We start from the raw sequence: 19,305 nt of genomic DNA on the forward strand, positions 1-19,305 counted from the left end.
ATTTCCCGGAAAATCGATGTTGCCATTGGCATATTAGATTTCGGGTGCTGTTTCTGACTGTCACGCAATTTCTATTCCATCTTTGGCCCCTGTGCCATAATCCGCTCAAATTTTCGAGGTACCACCATGGACGACAACAAGGCAAAGGCGCTCAGCGCAGCGCTGCAACAGATTGAAAAGCAGTTCGGCAAAGGCTCCATCATGAAGATGGGCGATGCCGAGATCGATGAAGGCATCCAGGTGGTATCCACCGGTTCGCTCGGCTTGGATATCGCGTTGGGCGTCGGCGGTCTGCCGCGCGGCCGGGTGGTCGAAATCTACGGTCCGGAATCCTCGGGCAAGACCACGCTCTGTCTGCAGGTCATTGCCGAAATGCAGAAACTGGGCGGCGTCGCTGCCTTCATCGACGCCGAACACGCGCTCGATCCGCAATACGCCCAGAAGCTCGGCGTCAATGTCGGTGACCTGTTGATCTCGCAGCCGGATACCGGCGAGCAGGCTCTCGAAATCTCCGACATGCTGGTGCGTTCCGGTTCGGTCGACATCATCGTCATCGACTCGGTCGCCGCCCTCACCCCGCGCGCTGAAATCGAAGGCGAAATGGGCGACCAGATGGTCGGCCTGCACGCCCGCCTGATGAGCCAGGCGCTGCGCAAGCTGACCGCCAACATCAAGAAGACCAATACGCTGGTCATCTTCATCAACCAGATCCGGATGAAGATCGGCGTCATGTTCGGCTCGCCGGAAACGACGACCGGCGGCAATGCGCTGAAGTTTTATGCTTCCGTCCGCCTCGACATCCGCCGTATCGGCTCGATCAAGAAGGGTGACGAGGTGATCGGCAGCGAAACCAAGGTCAAGGTCGTCAAGAACAAGGTGTCGCCACCCTTCCGCGAAGCCATTTTTGACATCCTGTACGGCGAAGGCATTTCCCGCCATGGCGAAATCGTCGAACTCGGGGTAGCCCACAAACTGGTCGAGAAATCCGGCGCCTGGTATTCCTACAAGGGCGAAAAAATCGGCCAGGGCAAGGACAATTCCCGCGAATTCCTCAAGGCACATCCGGAAATCGCCCAGGAAATCGAGGCCGGTATCCGCGAAGCTGCCAGCACCAACGTCATCAAGCCGGTCAAAGCGGCCAAGACTGATGCCTGATCTGCGCGTGCGCGCCCTGCAACTGCTGACCCGGCGCGATCATAGCCGGGCAGAGTTGAAGGCCAAGCTCGCCAGCGAAGCTGGATCGGCGGAAGAGCTCGACGGCGTACTCGATACGCTGCAAGAGCAGCAGCTCCTTTGCGATCAGCGCTACGCCAGCCAGCGCGTCGTAGCGCGCGCCAGGCGCTATGGCGACGCCCGCTTGAAACAGGAATTGCGCCAACGCGGGGTCAACGATGACGACATCGCGGCCGCCCTGCCCGAAGCCGGGGACGAGACCGAACGTTGTCGCGTGGTCTGGTCGAGAAAATTCGGCCAGTTGCCGCAATCGGCGGCAGAACGCGGCAAACAGATGCGGTTTTTGCAATATCGCGGCTTTTCCGGCGATGCCATTCGCCGGGTCATGCGCGGAGCAGATGAATGACCAACCCAGCAGCCAGGCTCTCGGCCCACAATCTCAAGAAACGCTACAAGGCACGGACTGTCGTCGAGGATGTTTCCTTCGAGGTCAAATCCGGTGAAGTCGTCGGCCTGCTCGGCCCGAACGGTGCCGGCAAGACGACCTGCTTCTACATGATTGTCGGACTGGTCCCGGCCGATGGCGGCGAGGTCTATATCGACGACACCAAGCTGACGCATCTGGCCATGCACAGCCGGGCTCGCCAGGGACTTTCCTATTTGCCGCAGGAGGCTTCGGTTTTCCGCAAGCTCAATGTCGAGGAAAACATCCGGGCGATCCTCGAGCTGCTCGATCTGCCGGAAAGCGAACTGAACGATCGTCTCGAAGGCCTGCTCAGCGAATTGCACATCGGTCATGTCCGCCATGTGAATGCCTCGGCGCTGTCCGGCGGCGAGCGTCGACGGGTGGAAATCGCCCGGGCGCTGGCCACCAACCCCCGCTTCATCCTGCTCGACGAGCCGTTTGCCGGGGTCGACCCGATCGCCGTGCTGGAAATCCAGAAAATCATCCGCTTCCTCAAGGAGCGCGGTATCGGCGTGCTGATTACCGATCACAACGTTCGCGAGACGCTTGGCATTTGCGACCACGCCTACATTATTAACGCCGGACGTGTCCTGGCTGCTGGACGGCCAGAGGAAATCGTTGATAATGAAAGCGTCCGCAAAGTGTACCTCGGCGAGCACTTCCGGCTCTGACCGACCCGCAGCACGCGACCCCAACCGATGAAGCCGGCACTCCAACTCAAACTCTCGCAGCACCTGGCCCTGACGCCGCAGTTGCAGCAGTCGATCAAGCTGCTGCAGTTGTCGACTATCGAAATGCAGCAGGAACTCGAGCGCTATTTGCTTGAGAATCCGATGCTTGAGCGTGACGATGATCAAGGCAGCGAGTCTTTCGTCGGTGCCCAGCAATTCGACGCCCCGCAAACCAGCGAGGGCGAGCGCGAGCAGCGCGTCGAACGCGAGGAGCGGGATGCCCGCGAGGAGCGTGAAAAGGACGTTCCGGCGGCGCCTTCCGATGTCGACGATGATCGTTGGGCTTCCGATGCCGGCACGTTTACCGGGGCCGGCCGCGATGACGATGATGACAGTGATGCCCAGGATATTCATGGCGGGACCATCAGCCTGCGCGATCATTTGGGGTGGCAACTGGGCATGACCCAGCTCTCCGAGCGCGACCGCGGCCTGGTCCGTTTCCTGATCGAGGCGCTCGACGACGATGGTTACCTCTCCTCGCCGCTGCAGGAACTGCTGGAGACGCTGCCGGCGGAATACGAAATCGAGCTCGACGACCTCGAAATCGCCCTGAACTATATCCAGAGCTTCGACCCGACCGGTATCGGCGCCCGTAGCCCGCAGGAATGTCTGGCCTTGCAGTTGAAGGTCCTGCCGCCCAGCGCCGAACGGACCCTGGCGCTGACCATCGTCGAAAAGCATCTCGAATTGTTGGCAGCCCGCGATTTTGCCAAGATTCGCCGGTCTACCGGCTGCGACGACGAGGCCCTGAAAGCAGCGCACTCCCTGATCACCAGCCTGAATCCGAGGCCGGGAGCGGATTTTGCCCAGGTCGAGGCGCGCTATATCACGCCGGATGTGATCGTCAAAAAGCTCAAGGGCAAATGGACGGCTTATATCAATCCGGACGCCTATCCGCGTTTGCGCATCAACCGTCTGTATGCCGAAATTCTTGCCCGGCAGCGCCGTGGTAACGGCAATCTGACCGGACAATTGCAGGAGGCGCGCTGGCTGATCAAGAACGTCCAGCAGCGTTTCGAGACGATTCATCGCGTTACCCAGGCGATTGTTGATCGCCAGCGACAGTTCTTCGAGCATGGCGAAGTCGCCATGCGTCCGCTGGTGTTGCGCGAAATTGCCGATATACTCGGGTTGCACGAGTCGACGGTATCCCGCGTTACCAGCCAGAAATACATGGCAACGCCACGTGGCATTTTTGAATTGAAATACTTCTTCGGTAGCCATGTTGCTACCGATACTGGCGGAGCCTGTTCCGCCACCGCCATTCGCGCGCTGATCAAGCAGTTGGTCGGAGCCGAGGATGGCAAGAAGCCCTTGTCGGATAGTCAATTATCCGAAATACTAGGCCAGCAGGGAATCGTTGTAGCAAGACGTACGGTTGCAAAATACCGTGAGTCGCTCAGCATCCCGCCGGTCAATTTACGCAAGACCCTGTAGAGAGAGGAGAAAAAATGAATCTGCAGATCGCTGGTCAACACATCGAGGTTACCCCTGCGTTGCGCGAGTACGTGGAAAATAAGCTGGATCCCGTGGTTCGCCATTTTGACAAGGTTACTGGTGTGAGCGTTGTCCTGTCTGTCGAGAAACTCAAGCAGAAGGCAGAAGTCACGGTCCACGTGCCGGGTAAGGATATGCATGTCGAGGAGTCCGGTGACGATCTCTACGCTGCCATTGATGCCATGTTCGACAAGTTGGATCGTCAGATCCTGAAGTACAAGCAGAAGGTGCAGGATCACCATCGCGGTGACAAACCTGCGCTTCACGCCGCTGAATAAGCGCCGATCGGCCGCAGCCCCGTTGCTGCGGCCTTTGTTTCTTCCACTCCCCCTATGAACCCCTTAAGCAATATTCTGTCTGCCTCGCAGGTGCTACTCGACCTCGAAGCCAGCAGCAAGAAACGGGTATTCGAACAAGCTGGCCTGCTCTTTGAGGCGCACCTCGGGCTCGCCCGATCGGTCATTTTCGACAGCCTGTTCGCCCGTGAAAAATTGGGCTCGACCGGTCTTGGCCAAGGCATTGCCATTCCTCATGGCCGGATCAAGGGTCTGAAACAGGCGGCCGGTGCATTCCTGCGGCTGGCCACCCCGGTACCCTTCGATTCACCCGATGGTCGTCCGGTTAATCTGCTCTTTGTGTTGCTGGTGCCGGAACAGGCTACCGAGCAGCATCTTCAGGTTCTTTCGGAACTTGCCCAGCGCTTTTCTGACCGCGCTTTCCGCGAAGCCTTGCTGGTGGCGCCCGACCCGGCGACCGTCGTTGCCCTTTTTCAAGGCTGACCAGCGGCCGTGCACCACATCAGTCTGGTTCAGCTTTACGAGGATAATCGCGAAAAGCTGCTATTGAGCTGGATGATTGGCCACCAGGCCGATACCCGGATCGAAATCAAGCTTTCCAACAACTACGGGGCCGATGTTGTTGGTCATATCAACATCATTCACCCCGAACGCCTGCAAGTCATGGGCCAGGCGGAATACGAATGGGCTATCCGGATCGGTGAGCGCCGGTTCGGCCAGATGTTCAACGATCTGCTCGGCGCCGGCCCCCCGGCGGTTATTGTCGCCGATGGCCTGGTGCCGCCCGACCTGCTGGTCGAGACCTGCAGGCAGACCAATACGCCGCTGATTCTCTCGCCGAAGCCCTGCTCGGCCGTTATCGACCTGCTCCGCATTTACCTTTCGGCCCGTCTGGCGGATACCCTTAACTTGCACGGGGTCTTCATGGACGTGCTGGGTATGGGGGTTCTGATCACCGGTGACTCCGGCGTCGGCAAGTCGGAGCTGGCCCTTGAACTGATTTCCCGTGGCCACGGTTTGGTTGCTGACGACGTTGTGGAAATGGCCCGCATTGCCCCAACCACCATCGAAGGCCGCTGTCCGGGCATGCTGCGCGATTTCCTCGAAGTACGCGGCCTCGGTTTGCTCAATATCCGGACGATATTCGGCGAAACGGCTTCGCGCCGCAAAATGAAACTGAAGCTGATCGTCCATCTGCAGAAAACGCTGGCGGCCGGCGATGCGCCACGTTTGCCCCTCGATGCCCAGACGCAGGAGGTTCTCGGCGTGCCGGTGCGCAAAGTGGTGATTCCGGTAGCGGCCGGGCGTAACCTGGCGGTATTGCTGGAGGCGGCGGTGCGCAACACCATACTGCAATTCCGCGGCATCGACAGCATGCAGGATTTCATCGATCGACAGCAGCGGATGATGCTCGACGACGAAGGTTGAGTCATCGGTCGTTGTCTGGCCGGTGCAGGAGCGCCGGATGGTTGCTCGGGGCCGAGTGGACCGGTATTCCAGCGTTTTATCGTCGCAACTGTCCTGCGACGGCCGTTTTCTTACAGATGTTCGAAGTCGGCGCCGTCGGCGCTCGGATCGTTGCCGGACGTGCCGAAACAGATCCTGCCGCTGCCTTCCAGCAACAGTTCGTGACGCCGCACCATGCGTTCCTGCTGGCTGGCGAGGCTGACGAAACAACCGTTTGTGCTGGTATCGACCAGATAGAAGCCATCGCCCCGTTTTTCAATGCGGGCGTGCTGGCGCGAAGCCTTGCGGTCTTCGATGATCAGTTTGTTACCGAGATCGCGGCCGAGACTGAGGACCGGTGTCTTGCTGTCGAGCAAAAAGGCCTTGCCGTGATAACGGACGCACAGGCGGTCGGCGACCGGGGGAATTGACGACGGACCAAAGGATGACGGAACGTCGTTACTGGTCGCTTCATGCGCGATCCAGTGAATCTGGAACAACTCCAGCACCGCCCCGCTTTCCGGCAGGCTGCCCAGTTCGGGCATGGGCCGGACGCTAATCACTCCATGCTGGGGTAGCGCGGCGACCAGCGCGGAGCTGCCGAGAATCTGGTCGCGCCGGGCGATGCCGGCGATGCGGGCGGCATTGTTGACCACTTCGCCGGTGGGTTTGCCGCCATCATCATTGACCAGGCCGGCATGCAAGCCGATGCGGATGGTCAGTTTGAGACCGGAGACCGGCGGCAAATCGGCGATCCGCTGTTGCATGTCGATCGCTGCCTGGCAGCCGTCTTCGGCCGAATCGAAGGTGGCCAGCAGTTCGTCACCGACGGTCTGGATGGTGCGCCCGCGATAGCCGTCGATCGAACGCTTCATGCGCTTCAGGCAACGTTCGACGGCATGCATCGCCTCGGTGTCGCCAAGCCGTTCAAATAGCCCGGCGCTTCCGGAAACATCGGCAAACATCACGATCAATTTCTGTTGCGGGGAGCTCATCGATGGCGGCGGATTCGTCAAGTGTTGTGCTCGCGATTATATGATGAATTGAGCATTTTTCGCATTATGCCGACAGGCTTAACGGAATCATTCCGGTCATCGCGATTTCCGGTTCGTCAAAGGCAATATCACCCTCCTCCACCGGTGTGTCGAGGGTCAGCCCGCGAAAATCGAAGAGTGCGTTGTCGGCAAGGTGCGATGGAACGATGTTTTGCATGGCGGTAAAAACGGCTTCGGTACGGCCGGGAAAGCGTTTGTCCCAGCCCTGCATCATTTCCTTGATTTTCTGCCGTTGCAGATTCTCTTGCGAGCCGCAGAGGTTGCAGGGAATGATCGGGAATTCCATGCCACGGGCAAATCTGGCGATTTCATTCTCGGGGCAATAGGCGAGCGGCCGGATAACGACGTGCGCCTTGTCATCGGTGACCAGCTTGGGCGGCATGGCTTTCAGCTTGCCGCCAAACAGCATGTTGAGGAACAGGGTATGCACCATGTCGTCGCGATGGTGGCCGAGGGCGATCTTGTTGGCGCCCAGTTCCTTGGCAGTCCGGTAGATGATGCCGCGACGCAGTCGCGAGCACAGCGAGCAAGTCGTCTTGCCTTCAGGGATCTTGTCCTTGACCACCGAATAGGTATCGGCCTCGACAATCCGGTATTCGACGCCGATCGATTTGAAATAGCCTGGCAGTACGTCGGCCGGGAAGCCCGGTTGCTTCTGGTCGAGGTTCATAGCGATCAAGCGGAATTTGACCGGCGCGCGTTGCTGCAGAGCCATCAACATGGCCAGCAGGGTGTAGGAATCCTTGCCGCCGGAGCAGCAGACGAGAACCGTGTCGCCGTTCTCGATCATGTTGTAGTCGCCAATGGCCTTGCCGGTGCGGCCCTCAAGGAATTTGCGGAGTTTTTGCAGGGTATTCGAGCTTGTCATGGGAGCTGGTGGTGCTGTAGGGGTGGAGCGAGCGCCAGAAGAAGGCGGCGGCCGATCGCGAAAAAGCGAGTTTACCTTGAGATGTTGGCGGCAACGAGCTTTAGATGCGGCGAAATGACGTGTATTTCACGTTCTAGCAAATCGCTTGGACGGGCGCCTCGCCATGCTGAAGCCATCGAGAAAACCGCCTGGGGTCGGGTCTTCTGTCGAGTCGGGCGCGTCAGTCTTCGCCGAGATAGGTGATGGTCATGGTCTGGTTGTGCAGCTTGCATGAGGCGCCGGGCGCGAAGGGACTGATCTCGCCGTAGGAATAGAAGCCGGTGAGGAGCGCCTTGTTGCCGAAAACCGCGCCCACGGCCTCGACCTCTTCGTCTACCCGGTTTCCCATCACCAGTTTTCGGCCGACGCAACTGACCAGAATGGCGACCCCCGGGTTTGCCATCTCGAGCATCGTGGCGGCGGCTTCGGCCGCCTGTTCGGCGCCGTTGACCAGTTTGTCGGTGCTGGCATGCATCAGCTTCAGATAGCCATCGGCGCTGATTTCACCAGCCAGGGTCAGACTGCCCATCGTTTCGTCAACGCCGAGGATGGTGCGAATCAGGCCCGTGGCATTGTGGTCTTCGCCGAGCATGGCAAACGGGAAAAGCAGGCCGGAGGCCGGCAGTCCTCGGGCATGTTCGCCGAGATAACGCTTGTAAATGCCGAGTGCCGGCTCACCATCCAGTTCGTAGAGGATATTGCCGGCGCACCGGGTCACCTTGCGGGCCGGACCGAAAGCTTCCCAGCCGCCAAATGAGCCGTGGGCGAAGCGCAATTGCTCGCCGCTCAGTCCGACGGCCACCACGTTGTCGTCGGCGACGCCTGCCTTGCCGAGGGTGAACGTCCGTTTGAAGGCGGCAGCATCGCCGGCCAGACCGCCGGTGATCGGAATCTCGGGACCGACGATGCTGGTGATGCCATTGACCAGCGCACTGCCGTTGATCTTTACGCCGGGCCCGAAGACCAGCACCGCCTTGAGGCCGGCTGTGGCGATTTCGCGTCCGAGCCGCTGACCGGCAGCAAAGGAATCCTCCATGCCGGCCAGGCGGGTGGCCCCCTCGGTCAGCCGGATATGCTCGAAATGCAGGGCGGTGATCGTGCAACTGCCGTCAGCGACGCCTTCCGGGTTGATTTCGCCGGCGGTCGAACAACCGAGCAGAAAAGCCCGCGGAAAGCTGTCGCGCAGCGTTTCGCTGAAACCCGCTGCGCTCAGGTGCTCGACCGAGCCAAAAACGAGCAGCAGGGCCGGATCCGTGTCGTGCAAGGAGGGCAGCTTGTCAGCCAGTTCGGACGGTTGGCGAATAATTATTTGTTTGACGTGCACTTCCCGGTCTCCTCCAGAGGGACAGACGAAAAAATAGCACAGGCAACGGCTGCCGGCCGGTGTTGACCGCTAAAATCCGCGTTTTAGCGAGGCTCCATGAATAATCTGCCGATTCCCGATCCGGATGCCCTGGCCCACAGTCAGGGCTTGCGTCAGGCCATCATCCGGGAAATTGCCGCGGCCGGCGGCTGGATTCCCTTTTCGCGGTGCATGGAACTGCTGCTCTACGCGCCCGGACTCGGTTATTACTCGGCCGGATCGAGAAAATTCGGTACGGCCGGCGATTTCGTCACGGCGCCGGAAATGACCGGCTTGTTCGGCCAGGCGCTGGCCCGGCAGGTGGCTCAGGTGATGGCGCTGTCCGCCCCTGCCATCCTCGAGGTTGGGGCCGGCTCCGGGCGTCTGGCGGCTGATCTGTTGCTCGATCTGGAGCGTCGGCAGGCCCTTCCCGAGCGCTATTCCATCCTCGATCTGTCAGCCGACCTGCGCCAACGTCAGCGCGAAACCATCGCGGCGGCGGCGCCGCATCTGCTGGCCCGGGTCGATTGGCTGGATCAGTTGCCGGAACAGTTTTCCGGTGCCGTGGTGGCCAACGAACTGCTCGATGCGATGCCGGCCGATATCGTTGCCTGGCGCGACAACGGGATTTTTGCCCGGGGCGTGGTGATCGATGCCGAAGAATGTTTCACGTGGAGCGAACGTCCCGCCAGCGGGCCGCTGCTGGCGGCAGCCGAGGAAATCGGCGAGCAATGCACGCTGCCGCCCGGGTTTGAAAGTGAAATCAGCCTGTCCAACCGGGCCTGGGCAGCGGAATGGGGGCATCGCCTGCAGCGTGGCGCCTTGTTGCTGATCGACTACGGCTTTCCGCGGCGCGAGTTTTACCATCAGCAGCGCGGCCGCGGCACGCTGATGTGCCATTACCGTCACCATTCCCATCCGGATCCGTTTTATCTGCCGGGCCTGCAGGACGTCACGGTACACGTCGATTTCACGGCGATCATCGCCGCGGCGCATGGCGCCGGCCTGGAACTGCTCGGCTATGCCAGCCAGGGGCAGTTCCTGCTCAATTGCGGCATTCTCGACGCTCTGGCCGAAATCCCCAACGGAACGCCGGACTACATCCGGGCCAGCGGGGCTGTGAACAAGCTGTTGATGCCGCACGAGATGGGCGAACTATTCAAGGTCATCGCCATCGGTCGCGGTATCGACGAAGGCCTGTGCGGTTTTGCCAGCGGCGATCAGAGCCGTCGCCTGTAGCCTAGTGGCGGCTGACCTGCTCGCGGAAGCGGTTGGCCTGGCCGATGACCAGGCGGCCGAACTCTTCGAGTAGCGGCATGTCGACCAGCTGCGGGCGGATGCTGTAGACCGCGCTGCCCAGCCGCTCGAGATTGCGCGTTTCGAGGATCAGCAAGCCGTTGGCAAAATCCGCCCGCCAGCGGGCACTGACACTGATTTCACTGCGAATCAGGAACTCGGCGCGTTCGACATAACTGCGCTGGTTCTTGAATTCCTTGCAGTCGAAGGGCAGACCATAGTCGAAAAGCATGGTCCGGAAGCGCTCGATGGCCGGCCCATGGCGTTCGATGACCGGCAAGCCGACGCCGTTCAGGCGATAGGTGAAAGTGACCAGTTCGACCAGGGCGCCGGCACTCTGGCTCTGTGTTCGATAATCGGCAAAACCTTCCTGCCAGCTCAACTGGTTCAGCAGATAGTGCTCGAGGAAGGGGTAATCGCGCGGGATGGCCGGTTTGACGATATTCAGCTGCTGGACAAAGTCGTGCAGATAGAAGAAAACGCGCTTCAGCGCCTGATCGATCAGCTCATTGACCAATGTCCGTTCGGCGACCGCCGAATGCAGTTCGCGCTGGCGGATTTCGGCTTGCTGGCGCAGCTGGCCGAGCAAGCTGCCACCTTCGATCTTCAGTTCCGGCTCGCTGGCTGGCGTGACGACCGGCTTTTCCTTCGGCTGGTGCGGCGCGCTGTCGGGAACGATTTCCGGGAAGACCAGCGACGGATCGCTCATCCCCGCCCCGACGCTGGTGCTCTGCTCGCGCCGGGCCTGGCGCTCGGCGGCATCGAGATCGAAGGCTTCGATATCGGCGAGCAAGGAGGCTTCCAGTGAGGCGATATCGTCGGCAATACCGGTCTTGCGTTCGCGCTTGGCGCGGATCGCATCGCTGATGGCGGAAGCGGTTTCAGACTTGCCCGTATTGCTCATTGCACTTGGAAAATTTATGGCTACACTGAGCTAATAATGTGACCGATCAGGAGCAAACGCAACATGGATATATCGTCAGTCGGCAGTTTGAGCAGCGCCCTGTCTTCATCCGCGACCGGTGACGCGGTCGGGATACAGGTACTCAAGAAGGCGCTGGATATTCAGGAACAAGGGGCCATGCAATTGCTGCAGGCCCTGCCACAGGTGTCCAGCAATCCGCCGAATCTGGGTAACAGCATCGACGTCAAGGCTTGATGTCGTTCAACCAGTCGCGCAGAGTGGCCGCTACCAGCGGCCATTCTTTTTCGTGGGTCACGGCGTGCCCCATGTCCCGGAAGATGTGGGCCGGCAACCCGTAAGTGTGCGCCGTCGTCTGGACCAGGAAGGCCGGCACCAGCACATCGTGTTCGGCACCGAGAATCAGCATCGGCGGGCGGCGCATGGCATGCAGGTTGGGCAGGTTGAACATCGACATGTCCCACAGGGCGCGATGCGATTCGGCCTGCATTTGCGTCAGCCAGAGCGTCAGCATGGCTTCGTCCACCTCGCCGGCAAACAAGGCTTCACGGAGCGTGTTGGTGTCCGTGTAATCGCCCTCCATGATCCGGTTGATTTCCGAGAACAGGTGCGGCTTCTGGAACATCAGGTGAAATTGCGAGGCGATCAGGCCTTGTGGCGGCACCGAGCAGACCAGTGCCACGCCCGGCGTTTCGTGGTGTTCGAGAAATTTCTGGGCGAGGAAGCCGCCCATCGAGTGGCCGACCAGCACCGGCGTTTGACCGAGCCAGTCGACGACGGTCTTGACGTCATCGACATAATCGCTGACCGAGTGCCAGTCAATGTGCTCCCGGCCGTGACTACCGCCATGGCCGCGCAGCGATAGCGCGTAGCAGGGATAGCCGGCCTTGGCCAGAAAAGGCATGAAGGTTTCGGTCCACATCCAGCCTCCGGCGAAGGCGCCATGAATGAACAGCACCGGCGGGCGGGTTGTTTTTTTGGTCGGAAGGCAGGAATGGACTTCGAGGCCTTCGACGGTTTGTGTTTTTATCATGGCAACCTAATGGGGTAAGGCGTGATTAAATGCCGGTTTAAACTCGGGCACAAGGTAAATGTTCAAGTGGATATTGACGCTGGTCATCGCGATTTTCCTGCTCGGCATCATCGGCCCGCATCTCGCGCGTTTTGTCCGCTTCGGCAAGTTGCCCGGCGACATCGCTTTCCGCTTTCGCGGTCGGCCTTACGTCTTTCCGTTTGCTTCGGTCATCATCTGCTCGCTACTGATCTGGCTAATCTCGCGAATCATCTAGCGCCTGCTTGACGGCGCTGATCCGGGCGGCATGGATGCGTTCGGGGATTTTTGTCTTGTCGGCACAGTCGGCCGCGATTTTGCCGGCGGCCACGGCAGTGACCGCAGCCAGCGCCGTGAGTAGGCGCTGCGGGCTGTCGTAGGGGCGGCTTTCCCAGCCCAGGCGTCCGGTGTAATCGCAGCGGCAGGCTTCGAGCAGTTGGCGGAAGCGATCGGGACGGCGCAGCGCATCGGTCTTTTCCAGCAGTCCGACGATAGTGCTCGCCTTCAACTCGACGGCCCGATGGATGTTGCCGTGATAGCGCGCCATCAGCAGCGCCAGATCGCGGCAGTCGTTGGGCACGCGCAGGCGTAGGCACAATTGCTCGGTCAGGCGATAGCTGTGTTCTTCATGCCCGATGTGCCGTGGCAGCACATCGGCCGGCGTCAGGGCCTTGCCGAGATCGTGGGTCAGCGCGGCGAAGCGCCCGGTCAGCGTCAGGCCGTAGTGGGCCGACTGGTCGATGACCATCATGGTGTGAATGCCGGTATCGATTTCCGGGTGATAGTCCGGCCGTTGCGGTACGCCGAATAGCGCATCGACCTCGGGCAGCAAGCGGGCCAGCGCACCACAGTCGCGCAGTACCGCGAACATCCGGGAAGGCTGGACTTCCATCAGGCCCTTGGCCAGCTCCTGCCAGACGCGCTCGGCGACCAGATGATCGACCTCGCCGCTGGCAACCATGTCGCGCATCAGCGCCATGGTTTCCGGCGCCACTGAAAATTCGTTGAAGCGTGCGGCGAAGCGGGCAATGCGCAGGATGCGTACCGGGTCTTCGGCAAAAGCCGGACCGACGTGGCGCAGGATTCTGGCCTGCAGATCGCGTTGGCCGCTGTAGGGATCGATCAGCGTGCCGTCTGCTGCCCGGGCCATCGCATTGATGGTCAGGTCGCGCCGGGCAAGATCCTCTTCGAGCGTGACGTCGGGCGCGGCATGAAAAGTGAAGCCATGGTAACCGTGACCACTCTTGCGCTCGGTGCGGGCCAGCGCATATTCCTCGTGGCTTTGCGGGTGCAGGAACACCGGGAAGTCTTTGCCGACCGGGCGAAAGCCCTGGGCCAGCATGGTTTTCGGCGTGGCGCCGACGACGACATAGTCGCGGTCGGCATTCGGCCGGCCAAGCAGTTCGTCGCGGACGGCGCCGCCGACGACGTAGATTTGCATCGGCGGCTTCCTGGCCTAGCGGCCGGCGCGGAAGCGGAAGCGCTCGAGCTTGCCTTTCGGCGTGTTGAGGGCGATGTAGCTCGGGGCAATGGCTTCCAGTGCGGTCGGTTGCCAGTTGGCCGGCGGGTTGCAACTGCCTTCGCAGACGCTGTCGACCTGCATCGAACGCAGGTTGTCCGGGGACATCAGCGGTTGCGGGGCCAGCCACATCAGGCCGGCCTGCAGATAGGCCCAGCCTTCCGACAAGGGAATGATGCGGCTGCTGCTGCCGGTCAACTCGGCGGCGTAATCAACCAGTTCGCGTAGTGTGTAAACCTTGGGGCCGACGAGGTCGTAGGCCTGGCCGAAGGTAGAGGCATCGCCCAGGCAATCGACGAAGGCATCGGCCACATCGGCAGCCCAGACCGGTTGGAAGCGGGCCTGACCAAAACCGAGCGGGAAGAACGGAGCTTTTTTCAGGACCTTGGCAAACATTGTCAGGAAGGAGTCGCCGAGGCCGAAAATGACCGAAGGACGGAAGACCGTGACATCCAGGTTGGCCTTGGCGCCGAGCACGATCGCTTCGCCGTCGCCTTTCGAGGCGAGGTATTCCGACGGCCCCTTGGGGTCGGCCTTCAGGGCGCTCATATGGACCAGGCGGCGGACGCCGGCAGCCTTGCAGGCGGCGACGATCTTCTTCGGCAGTTCGACATGGGCTTCGGCGAAATCGCGGCTGTACGGAAACTGCACGTCGCGGCTGTGCAGTACGCCGACCAGGTTAATCACCGCATCGTGGCCGCGCATCAGTTCGGTCAGGGTCTGTTCGCAGTTGATATTGGTTTCCGGCATGTCGACGCCGGGCTGCATGATCAGCGCCTTGGTCTGTTCGCGGCGACGGGTCGGAACGGTGACTTCGATGCCGCGTTGCGACAGGCGATTGACGATATAGGTACCGACAAAACCGCTACCCCCCAGCAGCAAGACCTTTTTGATGTCCATGTGGAATCCCGGAAACTTGTTTCGTAAAACACGGATTTTAAGGCAATTTGCCGCCATTCGGGCAGGCTTGTCGCCGTCAGGGGGCAGTTGTCCGGCGCAATGCGCGGTTGGCTGCCGTATCGAACAGCGAGGCGGAACTGCTGATGCGGGCCAGCCCCTGGCGCAACTGTTTGTCGAGAATGGCCGGATGGATGGCTACGGCCAGTTTGCTGTCCGGGTTGTAGAGCAGCGCTCGCTGGCTGCTTGGGCTGATGTGGCAGAGGTGGGCAACGCCGGTTTCATCGCCGTCGAGGCGGATTTCCAGCCAGTCGCCGGGCCGGCACGGCAAAGGGCGGCTTGGCGCCGGGCGGCTGCTGGAGAAATCAAGGGTGCGCAGGATCAGCGAACCCGACTCGATCTCGCCGGCTACCGGTTCGCCGCCCGTCGGGCGCGGAATGCTGGCGAGCATTGGCGGTGTTACTGGATTTTCGTCGGCAACGGAAGCTGTTCGCATGGCCCGGGTCTGCAGCGCAAAACAGTCGTCGAGGAAAGCCGCCTGGGCCTCGGCAGCGGTGCCCAGGCGTTCCATGCCGGCTTTCAGTCGCTTCAGTATTTCCGGCAGGCGCCTGGCCAGCGCCTTGCGGTCATCGCCGGATTTTGGCTGGAAGGTCCAGAGCAGATCGTCGATGGCCGTCGTCTGCTGCTGCCACTGCGTGCTGTTTGGGCCATGTTCCAGCCAGACCAGTTGCAGCACCCGGCGCCAGATATTGTCGAGAAAATCGCGAATCGGGGCCGGCACGCCGCCCTCGATCCACTGCTCGATCGCCTGTGCGGACTCAATATCGGCTTGGTCGCGGCGATCCAGCTGGTTGAGCAGCGGAATATAGGCTTGGGCAGCACTGACGATGCCGGCGTTGCGCTCGGCGATCAGCGCCTCCACCTGGGCCAGGGCGTTACTGACCGCGGCGATCTGGCCGCTGTATTGGCTGCGCAGTTGCCCGGCGATTTCGAACAGCCGGGCGCATACCGGGTGCCGGGCCGCCACGTCAATCGGCAGACCGAGTACGGCGACTCCCATTCGGTCGAGCAACAGGCGGGCCGGGTGAGCGGTGTCGGTAAACAGGCCGGGATCCTGCATGGCCAGTTTGAGCATCGTGATTTGCAGGCTGGAAATCACCGCTTTCAGGGTGTCCGGGATACTTGGGTTGGCGAATATCGCTTCGAAAATCATCGCCAGCGTATCGATGGCGATCCCTTCCGGGGCGCCGGCCTGAATTCCCAGTTCACCGGAGTTCAGGGATTTCGGTTGCCGCGTCCGGCTGGTCTCGTTGTCCGAGAACAGGCCTGGAATCAGCGCTTCGAGACTGGGAGAACTGCCGGAGCGGAGGGCGGGAGCAAAGCCGCCGCGCTGCTCCAGTTCGTTGAGGCGGAAGGTCAGGCGTTCGATGGCGGCCTGACTGAGCAACGATGCCGCCGAGCCGCTGCCTTGCGAAGCGGCCTGGGGCAGTCCGGGAAGCTGGGAGAGCAATGCCTGCTGCAGGGCGAGCAGCGCATTCGCCGAAACCCCCGGGCTATCCTGCATCGGCCGGCGGGGCGGCTCCTGGGAGGTGACGATGGTCGGCTGGGCCGTCTCGATGCCGGCCTGATCGAGAATGGTGTTGAGTTCGGCGTAGAGCGCCGGCAGGTTTTCCTGCAGCGTGGTCTCGATCCGATCGAGTTGTTGCAACTTTTTGTCGATGCCGATGGCGCCTGAGGCGACGAACATTTCGTCGAGTCCCTGGCAGATCCCTTTCGGGCCGACCGGAATGCTGGTTCTCGCCAAATCCGGGCGTTTGAGCAGCGTGACGAAACGCAACTGGATTTTCCACAGATCGCTGCCTGTCGTCTCGAACAGCTTGGCGCTCAGGTTGTCGAGGCGGATGCCCAGTTCCAGGTCATCTTCGCCAACCAGCGTGATGCGCGAAGAGGTCAACCCATGGGCTTCTTCCTTGAAGCTGCCGCGTCCCTTGCTTTCGACCATTTCATCAAAATAGGCCGCCGCGCCGTGCTGGATCGAGTGGATGGCCGCGGTCGATAGCTGGCCGCCGCTGCGCAGCAGGGCGCCGAGGAGCTTCAGGTACTGCGTGCGGCAGTCGCGGATGGTTTCGTAGCGGTCAGGCAGGTGCGGCATGGCGGATGGGCATCAGGGCAGGTCGGCGTCTTTCATCGCATCGGCGGTTCGTCCGCCGACCGTGCCAAGACGGGTTTTCAGTGAATCGGGTTTGCCGTTGAACAAGGCCGAATAATAAACCGCGTTGCTCATTACTTTCTTGACGTAGTCGCGGGTTTCGCTGAATGGGATGGTTTCGGCGTAAATCGCCCCTTCCAGCGGCCGGGCGGCACGCCATTTTTTGGCCCGGCCGGGGCCGGCGTTATAGGCCGCCGAGGCGAGTACCGGATGATTGTCGAGATTTTCCATGACCAGTCGCATGTAACTGGTGCCGAGCAGGACGTTGATCTCGGTGTCGTTGACCCGGCCATGGTTGTAGTCGCGCAAGCCGATCTTCTTGGCCACCCATTTGGCGGTGGCCGGCATCAACTGCATCAGGCCGGAGGCGCCGACATTCGATTTGGCGCCGGTGATGAAGCGGCTTTCCTGGCGCATCAGGCCATATACCCAGGCATCGTCGAGCGACTGGTTCTGGGCGGCCGGGCGGACTTGTTCGCCGTACGGGGCGAGGAAGCGCAGCGTGTAGTCATGCTCGGTCTTGGTCCGGTCGGCGGTATTGATGGCCCGGTCCCAGATCTGGTTGCGTTTGGCGATATCGGCAACGGCAAGCAATTCGCGGTCTTCCATGCCGCGCAGCGACCAGTTCCATTCCTTGACCGCCTCGGTGCGCATATCGAGCCGGAAGAAAGCCAAGGCCCGGCGTATCCCCGGATTGTCGCGGGCAGCCTTCTGCTCGGCGGCCGTTGGCGGCAGGGCGCGGGGCGGTGGCATCACGGTACGGCCCAGCTCCTCGTCGGCGAGGTTGCCGTAGAAGTTGGCCTGGCCGGCGATTTTCTCGAACAGGGCGTCGGCCTCGCTGGTCCGGCCGCCGGCCTTGTGAGCGCGACCCAGCCAGTAAATCCATTCCGGCAGCGCGGCCAGCGTCGGCGGCATGGCCAGGATGGCATCGCGGACGCCGCCCCACTCCAGGGCGCGCAATGCGGCGCGGACCTTCCACTGGTGGCCCTCGTCGGACAGCGGAGCCTTGCTGGCGTTGGCGTACCAGGTGATGGCCTCCTCGCTATGGCGCTTGGCGCCCTGCAGCGCAATCTGGCTCCAGGCCCATTGCCGTTCCGGTTCGTTGAGTCGGGCCTTGATTTTTTCCAGCTGGTCGGCTGCTGCCTGCGGGTCGTTGCTGGCAATGCGCTGGATGGCGATGACGGCAAGTTCGCGGCCGGCCCGGCTGGCATACCAGTTGGCCGGCTGGCGGACGAGATAGCTCATCGCGTTGTTCAGCGCATTGTCGAGCGATTTGCTGTCGGGCGCCTCGTTGTCCGGTAGATAGGCCAGTGTGGTCTTGGCCTGGGCCGGACGATTGGCTTCGAGCTGGCGATGGACGCGCGCCCAGACGTCTTCACCGGACAGGCGCTGGCCGATGATCAGCGCATCAAAGACGGTGCGGCAGGCTTCCGGGGCTTCGAGCATGGTCAGCCAGAGCTTCTCGGCTTCATCGAAAACGCTGCGGTCGCCGCGGAAAAGGCGAGCCTGCTGGCTATAGCAGATGATATCCGGCTCGGGGGCGAGCATCTTGGCGTATTCGCGTTCCACCTCGTTCCACGTGGAACGCTTGCCCAGCCAGCGGATCCAGTCGGCGCGCAGCTTCTCGACGACGTAGCTTTTTTCGTAGCGCTCGAAAAAGCCGCGCAGGGCGGCGGAGTCGCCTTGATCCATATACATCCGCAGCCGATAATTTTCGACGTAGGGCAGCAGTTCGTGATTGCCGAGCTGGCTGGAAGCGCGTTCAAGTTTGTTGCGGTCACCGGCGCGGAAAGCATCGCGGGCGATCAGGAAATTGCTGTCCTGGCTGTCCTGCGCCAATAGCGGAAAGGCGAGGCAGAGGCCAAGAAGGAGAACGCTAAACTTCATGCTAGATTAGGCTGATGACTGAATCGGACGAGGATAGCACGGCCTGGCGACGGGCGTTGCGGCGGGATATGGTGGCGCGTCGATCGGCACTTGGCGAGGCGGCCCATGCCGCCCTGTCGGCGCGGATCGTCGGGCATCTGCGGGCGGCCTTGCCGAGGCCGGCGATTGTCGCCTTTTGCTGGCCGGTCAAGGACGAGCCGGATGTCCGGGCCATCGTCGAGCATTGGGTGGCGGCCGGCGGGCGGGCTGTCCTGCCGGTGGTGGTGGCCGAGGCGGCGCCGCTGGCTTTTCGCGAATGGACGGCGGCGACACCGATGCAGCCGGACCGCTACGGCATCCCGACGCCGACGGCCGGCGACTGGCTGCAGCCCGACCTGATCCTGCTGCCCTTGAACGGGTTTGATGCGGCGGGCTATCGCCTCGGTTACGGCGGCGGTTATTTCGATCGCACGCTGGCGGCGCTCTCCCCTCGCCCGCTGGCCGTCGGCGTCGGTTTTGAAATCAACCGCCTGGCCAGCATCCGGCCGGAAAGCCATGATCAGCAGCTGGACCTGATCGTTACCGAAACCGGCGCCTTCCGGCCGCGGACTGCCTGAGCGCCGTTCCCGGCA

20 protein-coding genes are annotated in these 19,305 nt (G+C 61.5%); 11 read left to right on the top strand and 9 right to left on the bottom strand.

Annotated features, from left to right (window positions below):
- Window positions 1-126 precede the first annotated feature (126 nt).
- From recA to hprK, 7 genes are read left to right on the top strand one after another with little or no spacing between them, the layout of a single operon-like run.
- Window positions 127-1,155, top strand: a complete 1,029-nt coding sequence (recA, locus tag ACLIKD_RS18930) for a recombinase RecA (RefSeq protein WP_226417757.1) — start codon at window positions 127-129, stop codon at window positions 1,153-1,155.
- A complete protein-coding gene (gene recX / locus ACLIKD_RS18935) occupies window positions 1,148-1,579 on the top strand; it encodes a recombination regulator RecX (RefSeq protein WP_428826242.1) in 432 nt (143 codons plus the stop codon). Before recA ends, recX begins: the two co-directional genes overlap by 8 nt.
- On the top strand, window positions 1,576-2,310 hold the full coding sequence (gene lptB, locus ACLIKD_RS18940) for an LPS export ABC transporter ATP-binding protein (protein WP_226417755.1): 735 nt from the start codon (window positions 1,576-1,578) through the stop codon (window positions 2,308-2,310). The genes recX and lptB overlap by 4 nt, the downstream gene beginning before the upstream one ends.
- A gap of 27 nt (window positions 2,311-2,337) precedes the next feature.
- Window positions 2,338-3,807, top strand: coding sequence for an RNA polymerase factor sigma-54 (locus tag ACLIKD_RS18945; protein ID WP_428826243.1), 1,470 nt, complete (start codon window positions 2,338-2,340; stop codon window positions 3,805-3,807).
- Window positions 3,808-3,821: 14 nt separating this feature from the next.
- Window positions 3,822-4,145, top strand: coding sequence for a ribosome hibernation-promoting factor, HPF/YfiA family (gene hpf, locus ACLIKD_RS18950; protein WP_226417753.1), 324 nt, complete (start codon window positions 3,822-3,824; stop codon window positions 4,143-4,145).
- A 54-nt stretch (window positions 4,146-4,199) separates the two neighbouring features.
- Window positions 4,200-4,646, top strand: coding sequence for a PTS IIA-like nitrogen regulatory protein PtsN (ptsN, locus tag ACLIKD_RS18955; protein WP_428826244.1), 447 nt, complete (start codon window positions 4,200-4,202; stop codon window positions 4,644-4,646).
- A gap of 9 nt (window positions 4,647-4,655) precedes the next feature.
- Window positions 4,656-5,591 carry an HPr(Ser) kinase/phosphatase gene (hprK, locus tag ACLIKD_RS18960; RefSeq protein ID WP_226417751.1) on the top strand — a complete coding sequence of 312 codons (936 nt, stop codon included), beginning with the start codon at window positions 4,656-4,658 and terminating at the stop codon, window positions 5,589-5,591.
- A 110-nt stretch (window positions 5,592-5,701) separates the two neighbouring features.
- Here the strand turns inward: hprK and ACLIKD_RS18965 are convergent, their stop codons facing one another.
- From ACLIKD_RS18965 to ACLIKD_RS18975, 3 genes are all read right to left on the bottom strand, one after another.
- Window positions 5,702-6,604 (bottom strand): FHA domain-containing protein, encoded by a 903-nt coding sequence (locus tag ACLIKD_RS18965; RefSeq protein WP_428826245.1) that lies wholly within the window; start codon window positions 6,602-6,604, stop codon window positions 5,702-5,704.
- 64 nt (window positions 6,605-6,668) lie between these two features.
- The gene (gene ttcA, locus ACLIKD_RS18970) at window positions 6,669-7,532 is read right to left on the bottom strand and encodes a tRNA 2-thiocytidine(32) synthetase TtcA (protein WP_428826246.1); all 864 of its coding nucleotides are present in this window, start codon (window positions 7,530-7,532) and stop codon (window positions 6,669-6,671) included.
- A gap of 220 nt (window positions 7,533-7,752) precedes the next feature.
- A complete protein-coding gene (locus ACLIKD_RS18975) occupies window positions 7,753-8,895 on the bottom strand; it encodes an FIST signal transduction protein (protein ID WP_428826247.1) in 1,143 nt (380 codons plus the stop codon).
- Window positions 8,896-8,991: 96 nt separating this feature from the next.
- On the opposite strand from ACLIKD_RS18975, the gene ACLIKD_RS18980 reads away from it, so the two are divergent.
- Window positions 8,992-10,152, top strand: a complete 1,161-nt coding sequence (locus ACLIKD_RS18980) for a class I SAM-dependent methyltransferase (RefSeq protein WP_428826248.1) — start codon at window positions 8,992-8,994, stop codon at window positions 10,150-10,152.
- A 1-nt stretch (window position 10,153) separates the two neighbouring features.
- Here ACLIKD_RS18980 and ACLIKD_RS18985 read toward each other — a convergent pair whose 3' ends face one another.
- The gene (locus ACLIKD_RS18985; protein ID WP_428826249.1) at window positions 10,154-11,113 is read right to left on the bottom strand and encodes a hypothetical protein; all 960 of its coding nucleotides are present in this window, start codon (window positions 11,111-11,113) and stop codon (window positions 10,154-10,156) included.
- Between the two features lie 63 nt (window positions 11,114-11,176).
- Between ACLIKD_RS18985 and ACLIKD_RS18990 the strand changes: the two genes are divergently transcribed.
- Window positions 11,177-11,368 carry a YjfB family protein gene (locus ACLIKD_RS18990; RefSeq protein WP_226417745.1) on the top strand — a complete coding sequence of 64 codons (192 nt, stop codon included), beginning with the start codon at window positions 11,177-11,179 and terminating at the stop codon, window positions 11,366-11,368.
- Here the strand turns inward: ACLIKD_RS18990 and ACLIKD_RS18995 are convergent.
- Entirely contained in the window at window positions 11,358-12,164 is an 807-nt protein-coding gene (locus tag ACLIKD_RS18995) for an alpha/beta hydrolase (protein ID WP_428826250.1), read from the bottom strand. The genes ACLIKD_RS18990 and ACLIKD_RS18995 overlap by 11 nt on opposite strands.
- 58 nt (window positions 12,165-12,222) lie before the next feature.
- Here ACLIKD_RS18995 and ACLIKD_RS19000 point away from each other — a divergent pair, with 58 nt between their 5' ends.
- Window positions 12,223-12,420 (top strand): DUF2905 domain-containing protein, encoded by a 198-nt coding sequence (locus tag ACLIKD_RS19000; RefSeq protein WP_226417743.1) that lies wholly within the window; start codon window positions 12,223-12,225, stop codon window positions 12,418-12,420.
- Here ACLIKD_RS19000 and ACLIKD_RS19005 read toward each other — a convergent pair.
- The 4 genes from ACLIKD_RS19005 to ACLIKD_RS19020 all read right to left on the bottom strand — a co-directional run bounded on the left by ACLIKD_RS19005 (window position 12,400) and on the right by ACLIKD_RS19020 (window position 18,694).
- A complete protein-coding gene (locus ACLIKD_RS19005; RefSeq protein ID WP_428826251.1) occupies window positions 12,400-13,623 on the bottom strand; it encodes a multifunctional CCA addition/repair protein in 1,224 nt (407 codons plus the stop codon). The two genes, ACLIKD_RS19000 and ACLIKD_RS19005, sit on opposite strands and share 21 nt — an antisense overlap.
- A 15-nt stretch (window positions 13,624-13,638) precedes the next feature.
- The gene (locus ACLIKD_RS19010) at window positions 13,639-14,601 is read right to left on the bottom strand and encodes a complex I NDUFA9 subunit family protein (protein ID WP_428826252.1); all 963 of its coding nucleotides are present in this window, start codon (window positions 14,599-14,601) and stop codon (window positions 13,639-13,641) included.
- Between the two features lie 76 nt (window positions 14,602-14,677).
- Window positions 14,678-16,750, bottom strand: coding sequence for a DUF1631 family protein (locus ACLIKD_RS19015; RefSeq protein ID WP_428826253.1), 2,073 nt, complete (start codon window positions 16,748-16,750; stop codon window positions 14,678-14,680).
- A gap of 12 nt (window positions 16,751-16,762) precedes the next feature.
- A complete protein-coding gene (locus ACLIKD_RS19020; protein ID WP_428826254.1) occupies window positions 16,763-18,694 on the bottom strand; it encodes a transglycosylase SLT domain-containing protein in 1,932 nt (643 codons plus the stop codon).
- 14 nt (window positions 18,695-18,708) lie between these two features.
- Here ACLIKD_RS19020 and ACLIKD_RS19025 point away from each other — a divergent pair, with 14 nt between their 5' ends.
- Window positions 18,709-19,290 carry a 5-formyltetrahydrofolate cyclo-ligase gene (locus ACLIKD_RS19025; RefSeq protein WP_428826255.1) on the top strand — a complete coding sequence of 194 codons (582 nt, stop codon included), beginning with the start codon at window positions 18,709-18,711 and terminating at the stop codon, window positions 19,288-19,290.
- The last annotated feature ends 15 nt before the right edge of the window (window positions 19,291-19,305 follow it).

It is taken from the genome of Azonexus sp. IMCC34842 (assembly GCF_050368855.1).
Classification (GTDB): Bacteria; Pseudomonadota; Gammaproteobacteria; order Burkholderiales; family Rhodocyclaceae; genus Azonexus; species Azonexus denitrificans_A.